The 20,624-nt window shown below is 67.7% G+C and carries 17 protein-coding genes and 1 pseudogene; 8 read left to right on the top strand and 10 right to left on the bottom strand.

Translation table 11 applies throughout. The annotated features are described in order from the left end of the window. The first annotated feature begins 4 nt into the window (after window positions 1–4). Genes ASG43_RS17575 through ASG43_RS17565 form a run of 3 tightly spaced genes read left to right on the top strand, consistent with a single transcriptional unit; the run spans window position 5 to window position 3,958 of the window. On the top strand, window positions 5–388 hold the full coding sequence (locus ASG43_RS17575; protein ID WP_056507821.1) for a sarcosine oxidase subunit delta: 384 nt from the start codon (window positions 5–7) through the stop codon (window positions 386–388). Continuing rightward, window positions 388–3,351: a sarcosine oxidase subunit alpha family protein gene (locus tag ASG43_RS17570; RefSeq protein ID WP_056507819.1), complete on the top strand. Its 2,964-nt coding sequence runs from the start codon at window positions 388–390 to the stop codon at window positions 3,349–3,351. Before ASG43_RS17575 ends, ASG43_RS17570 begins: the two co-directional genes overlap by 1 nt. Beyond that, on the top strand, window positions 3,344–3,958 hold the full coding sequence (locus tag ASG43_RS17565) for a sarcosine oxidase subunit gamma family protein (RefSeq protein ID WP_056507816.1): 615 nt from the start codon (window positions 3,344–3,346) through the stop codon (window positions 3,956–3,958). Before ASG43_RS17570 ends, ASG43_RS17565 begins: the two co-directional genes overlap by 8 nt. 82 nt (window positions 3,959–4,040) lie before the next feature. Here ASG43_RS17565 and ASG43_RS17560 read toward each other — a convergent pair whose 3' ends face one another. The 6 genes from ASG43_RS17560 to ASG43_RS17535 form a co-directional block, all read right to left on the bottom strand. Next, on the bottom strand, window positions 4,041–5,138 hold the full coding sequence (locus ASG43_RS17560; RefSeq protein ID WP_056507814.1) for a DUF1513 domain-containing protein: 1,098 nt from the start codon (window positions 5,136–5,138) through the stop codon (window positions 4,041–4,043). A 1-nt stretch (window position 5,139) separates the two neighbouring features. Then, on the bottom strand, window positions 5,140–6,306 hold the full coding sequence (locus ASG43_RS17555; RefSeq protein ID WP_056507812.1) for an imelysin family protein: 1,167 nt from the start codon (window positions 6,304–6,306) through the stop codon (window positions 5,140–5,142). Beyond that, window positions 6,303–7,832 carry a di-heme oxidoredictase family protein gene (locus ASG43_RS17550; RefSeq protein ID WP_082491017.1) on the bottom strand — a complete coding sequence of 510 codons (1,530 nt, stop codon included), beginning with the start codon at window positions 7,830–7,832 and terminating at the stop codon, window positions 6,303–6,305. Before ASG43_RS17550 ends, ASG43_RS17555 begins: the two co-directional genes overlap by 4 nt. Before the next feature lie 163 nt (window positions 7,833–7,995). Beyond that, on the bottom strand, window positions 7,996–9,291 hold the full coding sequence (locus ASG43_RS17545) for an imelysin family protein (protein WP_244488146.1): 1,296 nt from the start codon (window positions 9,289–9,291) through the stop codon (window positions 7,996–7,998). A gap of 214 nt (window positions 9,292–9,505) precedes the next feature. After that, window positions 9,506–11,071 (bottom strand): ABC transporter substrate-binding protein, encoded by a 1,566-nt coding sequence (locus ASG43_RS17540; protein WP_056507810.1) that lies wholly within the window; start codon window positions 11,069–11,071, stop codon window positions 9,506–9,508. 99 nt (window positions 11,072–11,170) lie between these two features. After that, the gene (locus ASG43_RS17535) at window positions 11,171–11,560 is read right to left on the bottom strand and encodes a hypothetical protein (RefSeq protein WP_056507808.1); all 390 of its coding nucleotides are present in this window, start codon (window positions 11,558–11,560) and stop codon (window positions 11,171–11,173) included. 546 nt (window positions 11,561–12,106) lie between these two features. Between ASG43_RS17535 and ASG43_RS17530 the strand changes: the two genes are divergently transcribed. After that, window positions 12,107–12,631 (top strand): hypothetical protein, encoded by a 525-nt coding sequence (locus ASG43_RS17530; protein WP_348271089.1) that lies wholly within the window; start codon window positions 12,107–12,109, stop codon window positions 12,629–12,631. Between the two features lie 13 nt (window positions 12,632–12,644). Here the strand turns inward: ASG43_RS17530 and ASG43_RS17525 are convergent, their stop codons facing one another. Beyond that, window positions 12,645–13,055 (bottom strand): cytochrome c family protein, encoded by a 411-nt coding sequence (locus ASG43_RS17525; protein WP_200939526.1) that lies wholly within the window; start codon window positions 13,053–13,055, stop codon window positions 12,645–12,647. A 476-nt stretch (window positions 13,056–13,531) separates the two neighbouring features. On the opposite strand from ASG43_RS17525, the gene ASG43_RS17520 reads away from it, so the two are divergent. Both ASG43_RS17520 and ASG43_RS17515 read left to right on the top strand, forming a co-directional pair. Next, complete coding sequence (locus ASG43_RS17520) at window positions 13,532–14,365, top strand: outer membrane beta-barrel protein (protein ID WP_056507806.1); 834 nt, start codon at window positions 13,532–13,534, stop codon at window positions 14,363–14,365. A gap of 313 nt (window positions 14,366–14,678) precedes the next feature. Then, complete coding sequence (locus tag ASG43_RS17515; protein WP_056507804.1) at window positions 14,679–15,458, top strand: outer membrane beta-barrel protein; 780 nt, start codon at window positions 14,679–14,681, stop codon at window positions 15,456–15,458. A gap of 133 nt (window positions 15,459–15,591) precedes the next feature. On the opposite strand, the gene ASG43_RS17510 is transcribed toward ASG43_RS17515, so the two are convergent. After that, on the bottom strand, window positions 15,592–16,554 hold the full coding sequence (locus ASG43_RS17510; protein ID WP_056507802.1) for a carbohydrate kinase: 963 nt from the start codon (window positions 16,552–16,554) through the stop codon (window positions 15,592–15,594). A gap of 408 nt (window positions 16,555–16,962) precedes the next feature. Here ASG43_RS17510 and ASG43_RS17505 point away from each other — a divergent pair, with 408 nt between their 5' ends. After that, window positions 16,963–17,307, top strand: coding sequence for a hypothetical protein (locus tag ASG43_RS17505; protein WP_156386762.1), 345 nt, complete (start codon window positions 16,963–16,965; stop codon window positions 17,305–17,307). Window positions 17,308–17,475: 168 nt separating this feature from the next. On the opposite strand, the gene ASG43_RS17500 is transcribed toward ASG43_RS17505, so the two are convergent. Next, window positions 17,476–18,228, bottom strand: coding sequence for a DUF3750 domain-containing protein (locus ASG43_RS17500; RefSeq protein ID WP_056507797.1), 753 nt, complete (start codon window positions 18,226–18,228; stop codon window positions 17,476–17,478). A gap of 100 nt (window positions 18,229–18,328) precedes the next feature. Between ASG43_RS17500 and ASG43_RS17495 the strand changes: the two genes are divergently transcribed. Beyond that, window positions 18,329–19,333, top strand: a complete 1,005-nt coding sequence (locus ASG43_RS17495; protein WP_056507917.1) for an asparaginase — start codon at window positions 18,329–18,331, stop codon at window positions 19,331–19,333. A 552-nt stretch (window positions 19,334–19,885) separates the two neighbouring features. Here ASG43_RS17495 and ASG43_RS17490 read toward each other — a convergent pair. Next, window positions 19,886–20,602, bottom strand: a pseudogene (locus ASG43_RS17490) (NYN domain-containing protein); the annotation flags it as partial. Window positions 20,603–20,624 lie beyond the last annotated feature (22 nt).

The following is a 20,624-nucleotide window of genomic DNA, read 5'->3' as shown; positions in this document are numbered from 1 at the left end:
GACGATGCTTCTCATCCATTGCCCCTATTGCGAGGAAGAGCGCCCGGAGCTCGAGTTCCGGCAGTCCGGCGAGGCGCACCTGAAGCGTCCCGAGGGCTCGGCGGTCTTGAGCGACCGCGAAACCGCTGAACTCCTCTACTTCCGCAGCAATTCGCGCGGCCTCGTGTTCGAGCGCTGGCGCCACGTCCACGGCTGCGGACGGTTCTTCAACGCGGTCCGCCATGCCGTGACCGACAAGTTCGTCACGACCTACAAGGCCGGGCGGCCGAAGCCGGAGATCGACGCGGACGGAAACCTCGCCGCGGCGAGCTTCGACGCCAATGTCGAACCCGGCGTCATGGGCGATGCCGCCCATACCCCCATCGCCCGAACGGAGGCGCAGCAATAATGGCGTCCTATCGCACGTCGACCCGTGGCCGGTTGAAGGGCGCCCGGCGCATCGCCTTCACCTTCGACGGCAACCGCTACGAAGGGCTCGAAGGCGACACGCTCGCCTCCGCGCTTCTCGCCAACGGCGTCCACCTGACGGGCCGGTCCTTCAAGTACCACCGCCCGCGCGGCATTCTCGGCAGCGGCTCTGAAGAGCCGAACGCGCTGATGGAGATCCGGCGCGACGAGGTCCGGCGCCAGCCGAACATCCGCGCGACCATGCAGCCGCTCTACGACGGGCTCGTCGCGGACAGCCAGAACCGCTTTCCGTCGCTCGCCTTCGATGTCGGCGGCGTCAACGGGTTGCTCTCGCGGTTCCTGACGGCCGGCTTCTACTACAAGACCTTCATGTGGCCGAAGTCCTTCTGGCATAAGGTCTACGAGCCCAATATCCGCGCCGCCGCCGGCCTCGGCCGGGCGCCGACCGAGCCCGATCCGGACAGCTATGCCAACCGGTTCGCCCATGTCGACACGCTCGTCGTCGGCGGCGGCGCGGCCGGTCTTTGCGCTGCCCTCGCTGCGGGCGAGCGCGGCGACAGCGTCATCCTGTGCGACGAAGGCACGACCTTCGGCGGCTGGCTGAAGGTCGAGAGCACCGCCACGATCGACGGCGTTCCCGCCATGAGCTTCGTCGCCGACGCGGTTTCCCGACTCGCCGCCCTGCCGAACGTGCGCCTCATGACCCGCACGACCGCGTTCGGCTACTATGTCCAGAACATGGTCGCTCTGACCGAGGAACTGACGGACCACCTCGCGAACCCCGATCCGCTCGTCCCCCGCGAGCGCCTCTGGCAGGTGCGTGCCCGACAGGTCGTGCTCGCGACCGGCTCCATCGAGCGGCCGCTGGTCTTCCCCGACAACGATCGCCCGGGCATCATGCTCGCCTCCGCCGGTCGCCTCTATCTCAACCATTACGGCGTCAAGCCCGGCAACCGCGTCGTCGTCTTCACGGCGCATGACGCCGCCTATGCCGCGGCGATCGACCTGAAGCGCGCAGGCGTCGAGGTGCCGGCCATCATCGACCTCCGACCGTCGCCGGACGACGCTCTGGTGCGCGAGGCGAGGGCGCTCGGCATTCCCGTGCTCGCCGGCTACGAGATCACGAAGGTCCGCGGCGTCAAGCGCGTGCGCGGCGTCTTCGCGGCCGAAATCGGCACGGGCATCGACCGCCAGGGCTTCGACTGCGATGCGGTTTTGATGTCCGGCGGCTTCACGCCCTCGGTCCACCTCTTCTCGCAGTCGCGCGGCAAGGTGACGTTCGACGAGGCGCTCCACGCCTACGTGCCCGGCGAGAACGCGCAGGACTGCGCCTCGGTCGGCGCCTGCAACGGCGATTTCGACCTCGCCTCCGCCATCGCCTCGGCAAGGGCCGCCGGCGGAGCGGACGATGACCGGTCCGTCGCCGTGTCCGGCATGGCGAAGGCCGGCGGCGGCATGGCCGGCGCGACGCCGGCGGCCGGGCCGGGCACCTTCGGGAAGGCCTTCGTCGACTGGCAGAACGACGTCACCGCCAAGGACATCCGGTTCGCCACGCAGGAGGGCTTTCGCTCGGTCGAGCACATCAAGCGCTTCACCACGAACGGCATGGCCACCGACCAGGGCAAGACCTCCAACATCCACGGCATCGGCGTCGCGGCGGTCGAGCTCGGAACGTCCATGCCGCAGGTCGGGCTGACGACGTTCCGCGCTCCCTTCACGCCCGTGACCTTCGGCACGATCGCCGGCTACGGTCGCGACGCGCTGTTCGATCCGACCCGGCTGACACCGATTCACGAGAGCGCGGAGGCCGAGGGCGCCGTGTTCGAGGACGTCGGCAACTGGAAGCGCGCCTGGTACTTCCCGCGCGGCGAGGACATGCACGCCGCCGTCAAGCGCGAATGCCGCGCCGTGCGCGAGGCCGCCGGCCTTTTCGACGCCTCGACCCTCGGCAAGATCGAGGTCACGGGCCCGGACGCGGCCGAATTCCTCGATCTCCTCTATGCGACGCCGATCGCCAGCCTTGCCGTCGGCAAGTGCCGCTATGCGATCATGCTGTCCGAGGCCGGCTACGTCATGGACGACGGCATCGTCGCCCGGATCGACGAGCACCGATATCACGTCACGACGACGACCGGCGGCGCGCCGCGCGTCCTCAACCACATGGAGGACTATCTCCAGACCGAGTTCCCGCACCTCAAGGTGTGGCTGACCTCGATCACCGAGGAATGGGCGACCATCGCCATCCAGGGCCCGAAGGCCCGGGAGATCGTGACGCCCCATGTCGGCGGCATCGACATCTCGCCCGAGGCCTTCCCGCACATGTCGGTCGCCGTCGGCACCTTCATGGGCGTTCCCTGCCGCTTCTTCCGCGTGTCGTTCACGGGCGACACGGGCTTCGAGATCAACGTGCCGAGCCCCTACGGCCGCGCCGTATGGGACGCGCTGCGCGAACTCGGTCGCCCGCACGGCGTCGAGCCCTACGGCACGGAGACGATGCACGTCCTTCGCGCGGAAAAGGGCTACATCATCGTCGGGCAGGAGACCGACGGCACGGTCACGCCGGCCGATGCCGCCTTGTCCTGGGCCGTCTCGAAGAAGAAGGCCGATTTCGTCGGCAAGCGTGGCATGCAGAGGCCGGATCTCGTCCGCGAGGGCCGCAAGCAACTGGTCGGACTTCTCACGCAGAACCCGTTGACGGTGCTGGAGGAGGGCGCACAGATCGTCGCCGATTCGAACGAGCCGATCCCGATGACCATGATCGGCCATGTCACGTCGAGCTATTGGTCGGAAACGCTCGGCCGTTCGATCGCGCTGGCGCTGGTCCGAGACGGCCGCGCGCTGAAAGGGCGGACGCTCTACATGCCGATGGCCAAGGAAACGATCGGCGTGGAGGTCACCGCTCCGATCTTCTTCGACAGGGAAGGGGAGCGTCTTCATGGTTGAGGCTGGACAGTTCACGGCAGCGGCGTCATCCCCCGCGCCGTCCGTCCTGCGCGCGATGTCGCCGCTGGACGGACGCTATGCGAGCGCCGCCGGCGTCACGCTTTCGCCCATCGCCCCGCGCACGCGTCTGGCGCTTCGGGTCGGCGAGGGCGACCTCGCCGGGGTCGAGTCCGCGCTCGGCTTCGCGCTTCCGCGTCGCCCGAAGATGGTGACCGGCGAGGGTGCGGTCTCCGCGCTCTGGCTGGGCCCCGACGACTGGCTCCTTGTCGACGAGAGCGAGGGGCGCGATCCGCTGGCGGCTCGTCCGCCCCTGGCGGAGCGGTTCGACGGCGTCACCGCGCCGTTTTCCCTGGTCGACGTCACCCATCGCAGCGTCGCGATCTCCCTGGACGGTCCGGCGGCGGAGGCCGTGATCTCCGCCGGCTGCGCGCAGGATATCCGCCTGCCGAGCTTCCCGGTCGGCTCGGCGACGCGCACCATCCTCACCAAGGCCGACATCGTGCTCTGGCGCCGCGCCGAGCACCGTTTCGAGATCGCCTGCTGGCGATCCTTCGCCGACTACGTCTGGACCCTCCTCGCCGTCGCCGCCCGCGCGCCGGCGATCTGAACGTCGACGAGGCCTCGAATGTCCCGCGAACAGGTCAGTTCGAGGGCTCGACGGTGCAACGGATCCCCCGCCGGCGACGGCGCTAGGAGATCGCGAGGATGTGGTTGTCCCAGACCACCTTGCGGCTCGGCATCCGGTCCAGCCCATTGGCGAGCGTGACGATGTCGCCCTGGCCGCTGGTGGCGAGGAACCCGTCCCTTGCGGGTGCGAGACCGCAGCCGTCCTTCAGCGTGTGCCGCGCCGAGACCGCGCCCGTGGCGGCGTCCAGGACGAGGAGCCGGTTGCCGACCGGCGAAGACAGCGCAATGCGCGCGCCGTCCGCACTGGCGGCGACGGAGCCGACATAGTTCGACAGCGCGGCGAGCTCCGGACGGGGCAGTTCGACCAGCTTCGGCGCCTCGCCCAGCGAGGCGAAGCCGACGAGCTCGGGCGCATCCGCCGGGTTGCCCTCGTATTGGCAGCCGAACCAGACGCGGGAGCTGGCATCGATCGCGAGATGCCGGATCGAGAGCTGGTGGAGCTTGGCGTCGAGCCGCTGCTGCTCGCGGATGGCGCCTGACCGCCGGTCGATGAAAACCAGCGAGGGTTCCATCGTCGCGATGTTGAGCTTCTGTCGGCCGAAGGCCGGGTCGGTTTCGATGCCGCCATTGGCGACGACGATCGTCTCGCCGTCCCCCATCAGCAGCGCCTCGTGCGGATCCATGCCGCCGGTGCGAAATTCCGCGACGCGCCCGTAGTCCTCGGCGACCGCGTAGACGCCGATCAGCCCCTCAGCCGTCTCGATCTCGTTCTCCGTCGCGTAGAGAAACCGGCCGTCGGGTGAGAAGAAGCCGTGTCCGAAGAAATGGCGGCCCTCGGCGGACAGGATCGTCTTCCGCGCCTGTCCGCTCGCTGGATCGAACACGACGGCGAAGTTGCGGGGCCGGCGGGCGAAGGCGACGGCGTGGCCGGACACGGGATCGAACGTCACGTCGTGTCCACGGTCGGGCAGTTCGACCAGCGACAGGATCTCGCCGGCCTCCGAGAAGACCGCGCAGCCGTAGCGCCCGTCGGCGGTCTGGCAGGCCGCGCCGAAGACGGCATCGATGCGCGAGATCGCCTCGGCGGCGCGCGGCGTGAGAGCGGCGACGAAGCCCGCGCCGGCGCCGATCAGAAAAGCCCGGCGATCGAGAAGGCGCATCTCAGTCTCCGTCGAGCGAGGAGAAACCGGCCTTCAGCCCGACGGCCGGCGCGAACTGGTTGGCGAAGAGATCCTGAAGGCTCTGCGTGAGGATGAGGAGGTAGCCGACGCGGTCGCGACGTTTTGGATCGCCCGACGCGATGGCGAGCGGCATGGCGATCGTCTGGAAGGCGCGGCCCGCATTGCCGAATTCAAAGGCGATCGAGGCTTCCATCCAACGTTCGGATGGTGGCAGGAGGCCGGCGATCCCCGAGCGGTCGTAGAGTTCGGAGAGGCCCGCGAAATTGGTCTGGAGGCTCGCCTCCGTCAGCTCCGAGCGCCCGTAGATCCAGGCCTTGGGAGCGGCATCCCCGATCGTTTCGCCGAAGGCCGGCCGGATGCGCAGATCCCGGATCGCCTCGAAGCCGTGCACGAAGGTGCCGAGGATTTCGTCGAGCGAATCGTCGATCTCGCGATAGGCCGGGCTCGTGGCGCTCGGCTCTGTCAAAGCCTTCACGATGCCGTCCGGGCTCTGCCAGCCCGCCGAGATCGTCTCCGCCATGGCGGAAAGATTGCCCGCGATCGCCGCGCCGTAGCGGCAGCGAAAATCGCCGGACGGCAGGCCGAGGTCTTCGGCGCCGGACCCGAACAGGACGAATTCGAGCGCGTTCAATCCTTGCACCGCGACGCTTTTGGCGTGCAGGCCGGCGACGCTGGTCGCGCTTTCGTCCTGGGCGCCGAGAAGGCCCTGGACCTGGCGGAGCGCGATGCCGCGCCGGTCCGGCCAGAAGAGGAGCCGCTCGATGCGATTGTCCTCCATGATGGGGCCGAAGCGCACGAACTCGGTGCGCGAGAAGCTCGTGACGAGACCGGCGAACCGCTTGCGCGCTTCAAGGAGTGCGGCCGTCGAGGGCGACGAGCAGAGCGCGCCCTGCGCTTCGGTCATGTCGGCGGCCCGCACCGCGAGGTCGCGATAGGCGGGGCGGAAGACCTCCTCGACCGCGCGCCGGACGATGGCGGTCTTTTCAGCCGAGCCGGGGCTAGCGCTGGCGGGCTCGGCTGCGCCGGCACTGCGCATGACGGACAGAGGAAAGGCCCCCGAGAGCGAAGCTCCGAAGAGCAAAGCGAGGACGAGCGCCGACGCCAGACGACGGAACCGGCGCGACGCCGGGCTGCGGACGGTTTTCATAGCGACTCCAGAAAGGCGTGAAGCGCGTCGCGATCGGCCTTGTCCATCGCGGCATAGGCATTGCGCGAGGCCTCGCCCTCGCCGCCGTGCCAAAGGATCGCCTCGGTGAGGTCGCGCGCGCGGCCGTCGTGCAGGAAGAGCGTGTGGCCATTGACCACCTTCGTCAGGCCGATGCCCCAAAGCGGCGGCGTGCGCCATTCGCGCGGTCCGGCATCGCCGATCGTGGAGCCGTCGGCCAGCCCCTCGCCCATGTCGTGGAGGAGGAAGTCCGAATAGGGCCAGATCAGCTGGAAGCGCTGCGCCTTGTCGAGCGCTTCGCGGCTGGTGACGAATTTCGGCGTGTGGCAGCCGGCGCAGCCCGCGCCGTAGAAGAGCTTCTTTCCCGTCAGAACTTTGGTCTCGCCGACATTCCGGCGGGCGGGAACGGCGAGATTCTGCGAATAGAAGGTCACGAGGTCGAGCACGGGGTCGGGCGCCTCGACCTCTCCCAGGCCGGGCTGCACGCCGTTCGGCGCGTCCCGGCAGACGCGCTGGGCGAGCGAGCACTCGCCGAAACCGTCCGTGACGAGCGGCGTCGAAATGCCGATATCGCCGGAAAACGCCTCGGCCGACTGAACCTTGATCGACGGCGCGCTCGCCTTCCATCCGAAACGCCCGAGCACCGTCTCGCCCGTCCCGGGGTCGCGCACCCGCGATGCTCGGCCGGAAATGCCGTCGCCGTCGGCATCCCCGGCGTCGACGCGCGAGAGAATGTCCTCGGGCGCGATCGCCTCGACGAGCCCGAGCCCGATCATCGGCGGCGCGACCCGCGGCGACAGGCGCACGTCGGGCGCCATCGGGCCATATTTGAGATCCGCGACGCCGTAGGTCGGATGACGGAGCGCAACGCGCGTGCCGTCGCCGAGCGTGACCGAGGTCTCGTCGTAGCGGATGGTCATCTGCCCTTCCGGCTCGACGCCGGGAACGCCGAAATTCTGCAGCTGCCCGCCATAGGTGGGCTCGGGAATGCGAAGCAGGGTTCGCTTCGCCAGCGCCTCGCGCTCCTCGTCCGTGGAGGCCGGCACCGACAGGCGCAGGAACATCGACACGCCCGGCTCGCCCTGTGCCGGGGGATGGCCGCGGCCGTCCTTCAGGTGGCAGCTCTGGCAGGATCGTGCGTTGAACAGCGGTCCGAGGCCGTCGGAGGCCTCGGTGGACGCGGGCGAGGAGACCCAGAACTTGCGAAACAGCGCGTTGCCGAGCTTGAACGTGTCCTCGCCGGCGAAATCCTGGTTGGCCGAGATCTGGCTGAAGGCATCCCGGTTGACGAGCTTGGTCGACGTCCCCGCGCCGCCCTGCATCGCCTCGAAGGCCTCGGGCTTCGAGAAGTCGCTCGCCGGCTTCGTGACGGCCCGCACGCGCTTCAGGTCCAAGGGCGACAGATCGCCCCGCGCCGCGACGCTCTCGGCGACGACGGCCGCGACCGGCACGAGGGCCGCGCCGCCGAAGATCAGCGAGAGAAGAGCGAGGGAGCGAAGAGCAGCCATGGCCTCACAGCGTTCGGATGGTCGGCAGACGCGGCTTGCGCGGCACGGAGCGCGCGCGGGGTACTCTGATCATGTCGCGAAGAGGCGGGGGAAAGGCACGGCGCGCTTTGCCGCACCGTTCGCTCCCCGCCGCCGCTAACGGCTTATGCGTGAGAGCGCCGCTCTACTGGAAGACCGCGTTGACGTTGTCGAGACTGTCGGATCCCTCGATCTGCACGTTCTTCACCTCGAGCGCTGCGACCGCCCGTTCGATCACGCGGGTCTGGGCGATCAGCCCGTCGATGGCGGCCTGGACGCGGGCGTTGCCGGCCACGTTGCCCTCGGCGATCTGCTGGTCGTAGGCCTCGCCGGCTTGCGCGGCCTTTGCGACGGCCTCCATCGCGCCGACGGTCGCATCGAGCTTGGCCTTCAATTCCGTGTCGATCTCGGGCGACGTCGCGGCCACGAGATCGGAGACCGACGGTCCTTCGACGACGGACCCGTCGAGCCGGACGTAGCGGCCCGTATAGACGTTGCGGATGCCGATCGCGTCGTAGAGATGCGAGACATGCGTGTTGTCGGAGAAGCAGTCGTGCTCCTCCTCGGGATCGTGAAGAAGAAGACCGAGCTTCATGCGCTCGCCCGCGAGTTCGCCGTAGGAGAGCGAGCCCATGCCGGTGAGGACGACGGCGACGCCGGCCTTGGGATCGTCCGTCAGTCGTTTGCGCGCGGCGCCGCTCTGCGTCCAGTTGCCGACCATCTCCTCGAGATCGGCGACGAGTAGGTCGCTCGCCGCCTTCAGGAACGCGGCGCGGCGGTCGCAATGGCCGTTGGTGCAGTCGGTCGTGGAATAGTCGGTGGCCGGGCGCTTGCCCGCGCCGGGACCCGTGCCGTTGAGGTCCTGACCCCAGAGCAGAAACTCGATCGCATGGTACCCGGTGGCCACGTTCGCCTCGACGCCGCCGGCCTCCTGCAGCTTTTCCTTGAGGAGGGTCGGCGTGATGACTGTGGCGTCGATCGTCTCGCCGTTCAGCGTCAACTGGGGATGGGCGATGACGTTGGCGACGTAGAAGGCGTTGGAGTCGCTCTCCGTCCCGTAGGTCGGAGCGACATAGTCGATCAGCCCCTCGTCGAGCGGCCAGGCGTTCACGCGGCCTTCCCAGTCATCGACGATCGGGTTGCCGAAGCGGAAGGCCTCCGTCTGCTGGTAGAAGGGCCGGGCCGCCGTCCACGCCGCGCGGGCCGCGCCGAGCGTTTCCTCGGAGGGCGTCGCGATCAGTGCGTCGACCGACGTCTTCAGCGTCTTCGCCGATGCCAGCGCGTCTTCGTAGCCGGCGAGCGCGAGGTCGGAATAGGTCGCGACGACGGCGGCTTCGTTCGGCGCTTGCGCCCGTGCCGCGACGTTGAGGAACCCGACCAGGGCGACCGAGGCGGCAAGGGCGGCCAAGGGCCGGCGAGCCATGGAGAAGCGAGTGTTCATGTAGCCTCCAGCGGAAACCGGCGGAGGTTTCCAGGGTGATGGCGCCGACGAACCCCAACGGCTCTCGCGGCGAGGTCTCCGGATGTCGGTCGAAGCGCTAGGAGCCGGGGGGCGGCTTGTCAATCGAACACTTCTTCTTTGGAGGCGTTCTATATTGGAACCTCTCTGATCTACCGAAGTCGATCGAAGCAAACGGGGCCGGACGACAAAGTCTTTATCGCTTGGTTGCGCTGGTCAGATCGATGAGTCCCGTCGGCTCCAGCACGATGCCCTCCACGCCGGACGCCACGGCGATGGCGGCGGTCCGCTCCACCACGAAAGCGAAGGGAGCGTCTTCGTGGGTGATCCGCTGGATCTCGGCATAGAGCCGCGCCCGCCCGGCGGGATCGTTCGAGCGGCGCGCGTCCTCCAGCCGCCGGTCGACCTCGGCATTGGCATAGCCGCCGGCGTTGAAGCCGCCGAGACCGGGGCGGGCCTCGCCCCGCAAAGCAAGGTAGGGAAGGGTATCGGGATCGAACACCGTCCAGGCCATTTCCGCCATGTCCGCCTTCCCGGCGAGGCCCGGATTGACGTTGGCGAGGAACGTGTTCCACTCGTAGGTCTGGATCTTCGCCTGGAGTCCGACGGCGGAAAGGTCGGCGGCGATGCGCTTGGCCATTTCGACCGGTTCCAGCATGCCGCTGCCGCCCTGCGCGACCAGGAAGGTCACGCTGCGCCCTTCGGCGCCGGCTTCCCGGATGAGGGCGCGCGCCTTGTCCGGGTCGTAGGGATAGGGCTTGGTGTCGCCGGCAGCCGCGCCGAAGGCAGACGGCACGGGACCGGCCGCCAGTCGCGCGCCCCCGGACAGGGTCTTCTCGGCGATCGCCCGGCGGTCGATCGCATAATTCGCCGCCTGCCGCACGCGCCGGTCCGAAAAGACGCCCTCCCGCGTGTTGAGGATCAGGAACCAGAGGTGGGGCGCGGTCGTCTCGACGAGCGCGGGCCCGCCGGCGGCCGCGTCTCGAAGGGCCGGCAGCATATCGAGGGACGGATCCGTCATCACGTCGATCCGGCCCGCCTTCAGGGCTGCGAGGCGCTCGGCCGGGTCGGCCATCGACTGGAACTCGGCCTTGGCCAGACCCGCGGGCTCGCCGCGATAGCGCGGATTGCGCTCGAGTTCGACGGTCGACCCCGCCGTCCAGCGGGCGAGGCGATAGGGTCCGGTCCCCACGGGACGTCGCGCGATGGTCGCAGACGGTTCCGCCCGCGCCGCAGGCGACACGATGAAGCCGGTCGGCGTCGCCAGACTGGCGAGCAGGGGGGCATAGGGATACCGAAGACGGAAGGCCACCGTATCGGCATCGACCGCCTGGACCTGATCCACGGCCGCGAAGACGAAGGCGAGCGGAAAGGTGCCGGCTTCGGCCGCACGGGGATCGAGCAACCGGTCGAACGTTTCGGCAACGGCCTTGGCATCGAGCGGCGTTCCGTCCTCGAACGTGACGCCGGCTTTCAGATCGAACTGGTAGGTCAGGCCATCCGCCGAGACGGTCCAGCGGTCCGCCAGTGCAGGCTCGATCTCCATCGTTCCCGGCTTGAAGCGGACGAGGCCTTCGAACATGGCGGACAGAATGCGGAATTCCGACGGTGTCGTCGCGACTTGCGGATCAAGCGTCGTCGGATCCGCGGTCTCCGCGATGACGATGGCATCGTCGGGCGTCGCGGCCGCGACAGGCGGAACGGCAAGGCCCAGGGAGATGAAGGCGAGGCAGGCGAAAAGACGACGAGGGTCGAAAGGCAAAGCAGATCTCCGAAGCATTTGCGCTCGGGAGGAGATCAGAAATGTGGTGTCAGGATGGGCGCGCGTCTCGAAATCCGCGCCGTCGGGTCAACGATCGCGTTACCGCAGGTCCATGAAATAGCTGAAGGCCGCGAGGAGGATGCCGATCGCGAGCATCATGATGACGGCGGTGCGAGGATCGCGCCAGATCGGGCCCACGCCGATTTCGGCAGGGTCCGTCTCGGCCTCGCCCATGACATTCGGCCGAAAGCCGCCCGAGGCCAGCCGATGCGCCGCCGTCAATTGCAGCCGCTCGGTTTCCCGGGTCGTCCGGCTGGATTCCCGGAACGGCCCGGGCACATGGGCGCAGGTGCTCGCCGGACCACCGCTCTTGCGATCGCTCGTCCCGTCGCTCGTCACGAGAGACAGAAGGATCGGCTCGGCGAGACTGTCCTTCGGCTCGTCCGGGTCGACATGACGACGTGCCGCGGCGGCGGCTGGGCTGATCATCGAATTTTGGTCTGTCCCGTAAGTGTCCGGGAAGTCCAACATGGCCCGCATCGTTACGCTCCGTGCAGAAAGTTCAAAGGAGAAACGCGCGAGGTTCCGAAAAGTTCAGGCGATTAACAAATAATTAAGAAATGAATTTAAGAGGTTGTACTATAATGGCAAGGTCGGACACCAAAAATATGCGCAAAAATTCTAAGTATATATCCGTATATGCTTCTCCCGATCGATCGATGGATCGGTCGACTGTCACCGGATAAGGCCGCCGTTCGCCGACGTGTCGGTCTCGTGGGTGGCGAACCGTCCTGCGCTCGCAAGCCGCCGACGCGATCGTCGAGCGAACGACCGACGCGACCTCGGGTTCGCTAGCGGGTCCGATGGCTGGTTCCGGACCGCGCCGGGTTCCTCCCGCAAGTCTCGGCGCTTCCTCGCACCGTCCGTGCTTGCGCGTTCCCGACACGGGGGTGGGGACAAGCCGGCTGCACCATGCAAGGATGTCCGTGGTCGCCGAAGCTCGTCCCTGACGGGCCGGGTGCGGTCCGGCGTGTCGTGCCCGACCAGGTTTCGGCCCGCGGCACGGGGCCGGTCCAGGAGAAGCAGGGGATCACGGTGCGGCGCTGGAACGGGAAACTTCGGAAGGCGGTCCTCTGGCCGATCGCGCTGTGCGCTCTCGTTGGTCTCAACCCGGCGACGGCCGTCGGCGCTGCCGAACTCCTGATGTTCGAGCAGCGGGCTTGCCCCTTCTGCGAAGCGTTCCTTCGCGAGATCGCTCCGGATTACCCAAGAAGCCGGGCAGGCGGTCGGGCCCCCTTGCGTCGTGTCGATATCTGGGAAAGCCGCACGGGCGGCATCGAGGGCCTCGACCCCGCAGTCTTCACCCCCACCTTCGTTCTTGTCGAGGATGGTCGCGAAGTCGGACGCCTCATGGGCTATCCCGGCCGGCGGTACTTCTATGCGGAGATCGACGCCTTGATTGATCGCCTCGCCAGCGGCGACGCGGAGGCGGCTGCGCCGTCTTCGTTCGAGCCGACCGGCTCGAACGAGCGGCCGGCCGGCTCGACGCCGGCTCGATGATCGCGTCCGGGACTTACTGCGCGGCTTCGCCGGTTTCGCCGAAGGTCTTCAGATAGGCGATGACATTGGCGATATCCTCGGGCTTCTTCAGGCCGGGAAACGCCATCTTCGTCTTCGGGACCTCGGCCTTCGGATTGGTCAGCCATGCGGTCAGAGTCGGCTCGTCCCAGACCGGATGAGCCTTGGCATACTCCACGAGACCCGGCGAGAAGGCATAGCCTTCCACCGAGGCGACCGCCTCGCCGACGATCCCGTTCAGTTCCGGGCCGATCTTGTTGGCCGCGCCCGGTCCGACCGCGTGGCAAGCCTGGCACTTCTTGAACACGGCCTTGCCCGCTTCCGGATCCCCGGCGCCCTGCGCCAGCGCCGGTCCGCCCAAGACCATCGCGATGAACAGGGACGTCATCGTTCGACGTTTCAGCATGCTTCCTCCGACTGCAGATGTGGTGCCTCCGAGGCCACCATATGGCCCCTTGGCAAGTCCTGACAATCGAGCGGAAAGGCGCAGGCCGACATCGCTCGGGCCGACGGTCCGTCAGGGAGCGGCTGCGCCATGCGGATCCGCGCCTCGAGCTCAGAAAGCTCACGCGGCCGTGATATTGCAGTTTGTCAAGGCATGGCGACGCGTAGAATGAATGCGTAAAAACGCTTAAAAATCATGTCCTTGATGTCGGTTCGAGGCTTTGCGCGGCGCGGCCACATCGTTGGTTTTGTGGCGCAGGTGCAACAGGGCAGTCGGCAAGACATGAAGGAAGGCTTGCCGATCGCCCCGCGATGGCCGATTTTGTCGTCATGGAAAGCCGAAAGGGGCTGTGCTTCGCCACGTGGCGAGCGCCGAACCTCCGGTGATGCCGCCCACGATAAGATCGTCGCCACCGAGCGACGCCTGGAGTTCGCGCCATGAAGCGTTTTGCCATTCTCTTCGCCACCACAGCTTTCGTGACGCCCGCGATTGCCGCCGACGTCGTCTACGAGGAGCCGCCGGCGCCCGTCGCCGTCATGGCCGCTCCGACCTGGACCGGCTTCTACATCGGTGTGCAGGGCGGCGGTGCCTTCAACCCGGAAGATCCCGATAGCCTCGGCATCGCCTCGACCTTCGGCAATGCCACCAACATCGGCATTCCGAACACGGCGGGCGGTTCGCTGAACGGCGCGTTCGGCGGCAACTTCGCCTCCGAGTTCGACGAGAGCTTCGTCGGCGGCGCGCATGTCGGCTACGACTACCAGATGGACAACTTCGTCCTCGGCGGCGTCATCGACATCAATGCCCTCGACGTCGCGCAGAAGCAGAGCGCCTTCTCCAACACCCCGGCCTTCTACACGGCCGAGCGCAGCCTCGACTTCCTGGCGACCGCACGTCTGCGCGCCGGCTATGCCGTCACCCCGACGGCTCTGGCCTACGTGACCGGTGGTGTCGCCTACGGCGAGGTCGACTACTCGTTCTCGAGCAACTCGCCCGCCATCACCGCGGCCTTCCCCGCCCGTACCTTCGAGGACGAGGACGACTTCGGCTACACGGTCGGCGCCGGCATGGAAGTCATGGTCACCGAGAACGTCTCCTTCGGTGCCGAGTATCTCTACACCAATCTCGGCGGCGACAGCTTCACGACGCTGAACGGCGGCCCCTTCGACGGCAACGGCACGGGTCTTGGAACGGGCGCGACCTCGTTCTCGTCGAACGACGACTTCGATTTCCACACCGTCACCGCGAAGCTGTCCTACCGCTTCAAGTAAGGTCCTCGCCAGGACGCCAGCGTTCTGACGAAGCCGTGATGACCCGCCGAACCGAGGGGTTCGGCGGGTTTTTTAATTCAAAATCAAGGACCCGGGCTTAGGAAGGATTCACCAACGCAGCGGCTGGCTGACCATGTGGCGTGCCTGCAACAGCGTCGTGGGGAACGAGACCACCGGAGCAACCCGGACCCGTCGAACCACATTTGGACCACAACCGGGGCGCATCCGGCCCCTGTCTGAAATTCGGCGGACCCGATGAGGGACGGGACCACCGGACGAACGTCGCCTTCGGCGACAAGAATGGAGTATCACCATGAAGCGTTTTGCACTTCTCCTCGCGACGACCGCCTTCGTGACGCCCGCCATGGCTGCGGACGTCGTCTACGAAGAGCCGCCGGCCCCTGCAGCCGTCTACGAGGCTCCCACGGCGACTTGGACGGGCTTCTATGCCGGTCTTCAGGCCGGTGTTGCCTTCAACCGTGACTCGGGCGCCTTCTCGTCGGCCAACACGTCTTTCGTCGGCGGCAATGATGACGGCGAGTCCGGTTTCATCGGCGGCGGCCATGTCGGCTACGACTACCAGATCAACAACTTCCTGATCGGTGCGGTCGCCGACCTCAACTACATCGACGCCAAGTCCTTCACGTCCTACACCCTGCCCACCGGCACGGGCACGCAGACGTTCGGCGCCGAGCAGGACATCAACTTCGTCGGCACCGTCCGCGCGAAGGCCGGCGTCGCGATGGATCGCTTCGCGCTCTACGCGACCGGCGGTCTCGCCTATGCCGACATCGACAACAAGTACTCGGGCGGCACGATCTATGCCGACACCCGCAACAACCGCGTCTTCGGTGTGTCCGCTTCGACGGACAACGACGATGTCGGCTACGCCGTCGGCGCAGGCTTCGACGTCATGGCCACGCAGAACATCTCGTTCGGCCTGGAATACCTCTACACCGATCTCGGCGAGAGCAACGTCAAGGTCAACTACGCGAACGCCGCCGGCACCTCGGTCGGCAACTTCACGACCGAGTCGAACACCGATCTCGACTTCCACTCGGTGATGGCGAAGGCCTCCTACCGCTTCAACTAAGACCCGAGGCGGCTCCTCCGGGGGCCGCCGAGACGTCTCATGCAAAAACCCGCCGCATCCCATCGGATGCGGCGGGTTTTTCGTTGGAGCACACCGTCCACGACGCGCCGCCTCGATGGAGGGCGACCGCGCGTCAGTGAGCGGCGGCGAGCGGCGCCAGACCGAGATCGCCGCGCCGCGGCAGATCGGCGCCGCGCCTCGAACAGGTGATCGCCGCCGCGCGGATGGCAAATCCGATCAGCGCGTCGAGCGCCTCGCGGTCGAGGTCGCCGATGGCGAGACGCGTCAGGGCGCGCTTCTCTTGAAGTTGCGAGAGGAGGGCGGCCTGGAACGTGTCGCCCGCGCCGACCGTGTCCACCACGTCGACGGCAACGCCATCGACCGAGGACTGGATGCCCGACGCGGCATAGGCGAGCGCGCCATGCTCGCCGCGCGTCACGATGCCGAGCGCGATTCCCTTGTCCATCCAATCCGACAGCACCGCGTCCGACGTCCGGCCGGGATAGAGCTGCTCGAGATCCTCCTCGCTCGCCTTGACCATGGCGACCTCCGGAACGGTCGCCGCGACGCGGTCCCGCCAGACGTCGAGGTCGGGCTGGATCGAGGCGCGGATGTTCGGATCGTAGGAGACGAAGCGCTGCGCCTTTTCCTGCGCGATTAGCGCGGCGAGGGACGAGGCCGTCGGCTCGGAGACGGTCGAATAGGACCCGCCGATATGGATCGCCTGCAGCGCTTGCGGAAAGCTCGCGGGAACCTCGGAAGCCTCGATCGATCGATCGGCCGTGCCTTCGATGTAGAAGGAATATTCGGCGCTGCCGCTTTCCGAGAGCGAGACCATGGCGAGCGTCGTGTTGCGCGTCGTCTCGATCAGGAAGCGCTGGTCGATCGCCTCGCGCTGCATGTAGGCGCGGATGCGCCGGCCGTAGAGATCGCCGGACATCTTCGTGAAGAAGGCGGACGGGTGTCCGAGGCGGGCGAGACCGAGCGCGACGTTGAGGGCCGAGCCGCCGACGCGCGCGTTGAGCGCGATCTGCGAAACGTCGGGGCTGGGCTCGGCGAAGACGTCGAACAGGGCATCGCCGCAACTTAGGAACATGGTGCCTCTCCGGAAGTGTCGCGATCGGCGGTAGCAGGAAACGAAGCCGGGGAAAACCGCTTCCCCGCAGCCGGGGAAAACCGCGTTTCTGATGGCGCCGGCGCGAGAGCCCGCCCGGCCCGGCGCGACGACCGAGCAATCCGGCGCGAAAGCGTCCGGACGAGGCGACGCCAGGACGGACGGTGGCGGATGCGAGCCGCGCTCGCGCCGACTTCCCCGCCGCGGCCGTTGGCCGTTCCATCTTCGACTCATGACACAGGGCCCGCAGGGCCGAGGCGGCGAGAGCGAAGGCCGGACGCCTCGCTGCCTGCAAGGCCGGGATGCTCGACGAAGGTCTTCCAAGATGCGCCGTCGACTTTCCCCAACGATAATGCAAGAAGGCTGCGCACATTCACCGGAGGGTAAGGCATGGCATTCGTCGGCGTTCACGCAGGTCTTGTTGCGGCAGCTTTGGGGATCGTCACGAGCGGGATGGCGGCCAGCGCGGCCCATGCCGAAGAGTTTTCGTTCACCGCGTCCAATACGACGAAATCGGCCATCACCGACGTCTATGTGTCCGAAGACAAGCAGGAATGGGGATATTTCGACATCGGCAGCGGCATCAAGCCGGGGGCGACGGTCAATCTGGTGTGGGACCAGGCCACGAACAGCGAGACCTGCACGCAGTGGGTGAAGGCCGCCTATGCGGACGGCACCGAGTCCGAACCGGCCAAGTTCGATTTCTGCGAGAACGGGCTCGAGATCGACTTCTGAGCCGACGTCGGTCGACCCGCTGCGAAACTGTGCGGCAGGCCGTCTCCGATGGCCTGCCGTTTGTGTTTCGAAGGACCGGTGGAGCCGCTCGGAACCGGTCGGGTGCGACGTTCGCCCATGTCGGCCGGGACGTCGTGATGCGCGTTTGACCCGGTTTCGAACCGGCCGTCAGGTCGAGGGTGGCAGCAGAGCGAAGGTTCCGAAGGCCGGGACCTTCACCGCGAGGCGCCGGGGATCCACGCCGGCGACGAGGCCGAGCACGTTCACCTCGATGCCCGACGTCCAGCCGATCACCGCCCCGGCATAGCCGAAGAGCGAGAGCCGGATGTCCTCGCGATCGCGATCGAAGGAAACGAGGCGGCCTTCCGAGGGGAAGTCGCGCCCGACCGCGACGGGCGACAGGTTCGCCGCAATTCCCGGGACATGGCGCAGGACATGGGCGACGAACGTGTTGGAGTTCGGTCCGGGAAAGATCCGGTAGCCGCCATGCGCCGCATAGGGATAGGCCTCGATCGCGCTCCGAAAGGCCGGGATCGCAGCTTCGGCCTGCGGCCCGCGCAGCGCGAGGACGATGCGCGGCTCGTTGGAATACCAGCGCCCGTCCGCCGCGTAGCCGTTGCGGCGGATGGGGCTGCCCCAGCCGACCTTGTCCCACCGCTCGTAGGCCTTCGCCCCTTCTTCCTTCAGAACGATCCAGGAATGCTCCGAGACGGCGCCCTTCAACCCGCCGGTGCGCGCGGACAGGACGTAGACCGCCGCCTCCGGCGCATCGGCCGGTGCCGGCAGGAGCTTGGCGCTCGTCCAGTCCGCGTCCCGCCAGGAGCCGGGATGCTCGCCCACCTTCCAGAGAAGGGCCGAGAGCGCGACGGGCGCGATGTAGACGAGGAGGAGGATGAGAAGAACGACTTTCAAGAGGCGCATCGGGCTTTCGAACCAGCGGGCAGGGCGTTAGAGCATCGCGCAAAGGCGATGGCTCCGGTCATCAAGATGGCGTGTGCGCCGCGGCAAAACGAGGATGACGATGTCGAACAATCCGATCGTGGCGGAAGTGACGCGGGGATCGCGCGTCGAAAGCCGGCACCGCGGCGCAGTGGCGGTGATGGATGCGGCCGGCAAGGCGGTGTTGTCGCTGGGCGATATCGACGCGCCGGTCTTTCCGCGCTCGGCCGTGAAGGTCTTTCAGGGCATCCCGCTGATCGAGACCGGCGCTGCCGATGCGTTCGGCCTGGCCTTGGCCGATCTTTCGCTCGCCGTCGCCTCGCATTCCGGCGAGCCCGGCCATGTCGAGCGTGCCGCGGCCATGCTCGGCCGGGCCGGATTGTCCGAAGAAGCCCTCGAATGCGGATGCCACTGGCCCTTCGACCAGCCGGTCGCGCTCGAACTCGCCCGCAGCGGCGGCCGGCCGACGGCGCTTCACAACAACTGCTCGGGCAAGCATGCCGGCTTTCTCTGCACCGCCGTTCATTGCGGCGAGACGACGGCCGGCTACGTCGGGGCCGACCATCCCGTCCAGGTGCGGGCGAGGGCCGTCATCGAGGATCTGACCGGGACGAGGCTCGGTCCCGATGATGGCGGCATCGACGGCTGCTCGATCCCGACCTATGCGGCCCCACTTCGAGGCTTCGCCACAGGCTTCGCCAAACTCGTCTCGGGTCAGCGCGTCGGCGCCGAGCGCGCCGAAGCGGGCCGCCGGTTGATCGAGGCGGCCATGGCCGAACCCTGGTACATGGCCGGCACGGATCGCGCCTGCGTCGCGCTGATGGAGGCTGCCCCCGGCCGCGTCTTCGCCAAGACGGGCGCGGAGGGCGTCTTCTGCGGTGCGATCCCCGAATACGGCCTCGGTTTCGCGTTGAAGATCGACGACGGCACGACCCGCGCGGCCGAAAGCGCCGTCGCCGCGACGATCGCGACGCTGTTCCGTCGCCAGGGCGATCCCGTCGCGGAGGCCTATGACCGGTTGGCGGCGAAGGACATCTTCAACTGGGAGAAGACGCGCGTCGGCGGAGTGCGGCCGACGGGCTTCTAAAGACGCCCGTTTTTAAGCGTTCCCCAGTGGACGCCGCTTGCGGACCGGCTTCGCCGCCGCGGCGGGTTCGGCCGTCGCGGCCTTCTCGACCGGCGCGGCGATGGGAGACGACGCGATCGGCGCCGTCGGCGCGGCCGAAGGTGCCGCTTCCGTCTCAGCCGAAACGGTCGATGCCGCAGGCTCGGCCGCGGCCGGTGCGGGCCTCGGTGCCGCCGGAGCCAAGCGCTTCTCCGCCACCGGCTTGGCATCGGCCGACGATTTTTGCGCCGGCTTCGTGTCCGTGGCCGTCTTGGCGGCCGCCTGCTTCGTCACCGAGGGCTTGGCCGAGCCGCGGCTGCGGCGCGCGGGTTTGGCCGCCGGCTGCGACGCCGCCTCGACGCTGGCGGCGAGTTCGGCCGGCGAGAGCGGCGCCAGGAACGTCGGAAGAGCCGTCGCGGTCGCCGGGGCCGGTATCGACGTTGACACTGGAACGGTTGCGGCCACCGGCTTGGCCGCCAGCGGCGCGACGGCCGGCTTCGCCGCCGCCGCATCCCCGGTGCGCTTGTCCCCGCTCTGCTTCAGGCGGATGCGGATCGAGCCGCCTTCGGGATGGTCGATGTCGAAGACGCCGGACTTGCGCACGAGGTCGGACAGCTTCTTGTGCCCGTAGGTCCGGGGATCGAAGTCGGTGTAGAGCGTCTGCAACTGCTTGCCGAACGTGCCGAGATTGACCCAGCCGTCCTCGCTTTCCATCTGGTCGATGACGCGCTTGAGCATCGGCGTGACCGCGCTCGGCGGGGCGAGCGGCGCGCTGGACGGCTCCGCGCCGCGTCCGGGCGCGATGCGCTCGGGTAGAAGGTTCTCGGTGTAGATGAAGCGGCGGCAGGCCTGGCGGAAGCTCTCCGGCGTCTTCTGCTCCCCGAAGCCGTAGACGTCGAGACCTTCCTCGCGGATGCGGGAGGCGAGGCGCGTGAAGTCGCTGTCGGAGGAAACGAGGCAGAACCCGTCGAACCGGCCGGAATGAACGAGATCCATCGCGTCGATCACGAGCGTGATGTCGGAGGCGTTCTTGCCCGTCGTGTAGGCGAACTGCTGTTGCGGGATGATCGCGTGGCGGGCGAGGATGTCCGTCCAGCCCTTCATGCGCTGGGTCGAGAAGTCGCCGTAGATGCGGCGCACGCTGGCCTCTCCGATCTTGGCGATCTCTTCGAACAGGCCGTCCGCGATCTTGGCGGATGCGTTGTCCGCATCGATGAGCACGGCGAGGCGCGCGGACCGGGCGTCGTTCATGGTCGTTTCCCTGGGAAAATTG

The sequence above is a fragment of the Aureimonas sp. Leaf454 genome, assembly GCF_001424685.1.
Lineage (GTDB): Bacteria > Pseudomonadota > Alphaproteobacteria > Rhizobiales > Rhizobiaceae > Plantimonas.
Note: the sequence above shows the minus strand (reverse complement) of the source record. Positions and strands in the feature narration are given on the sequence as shown.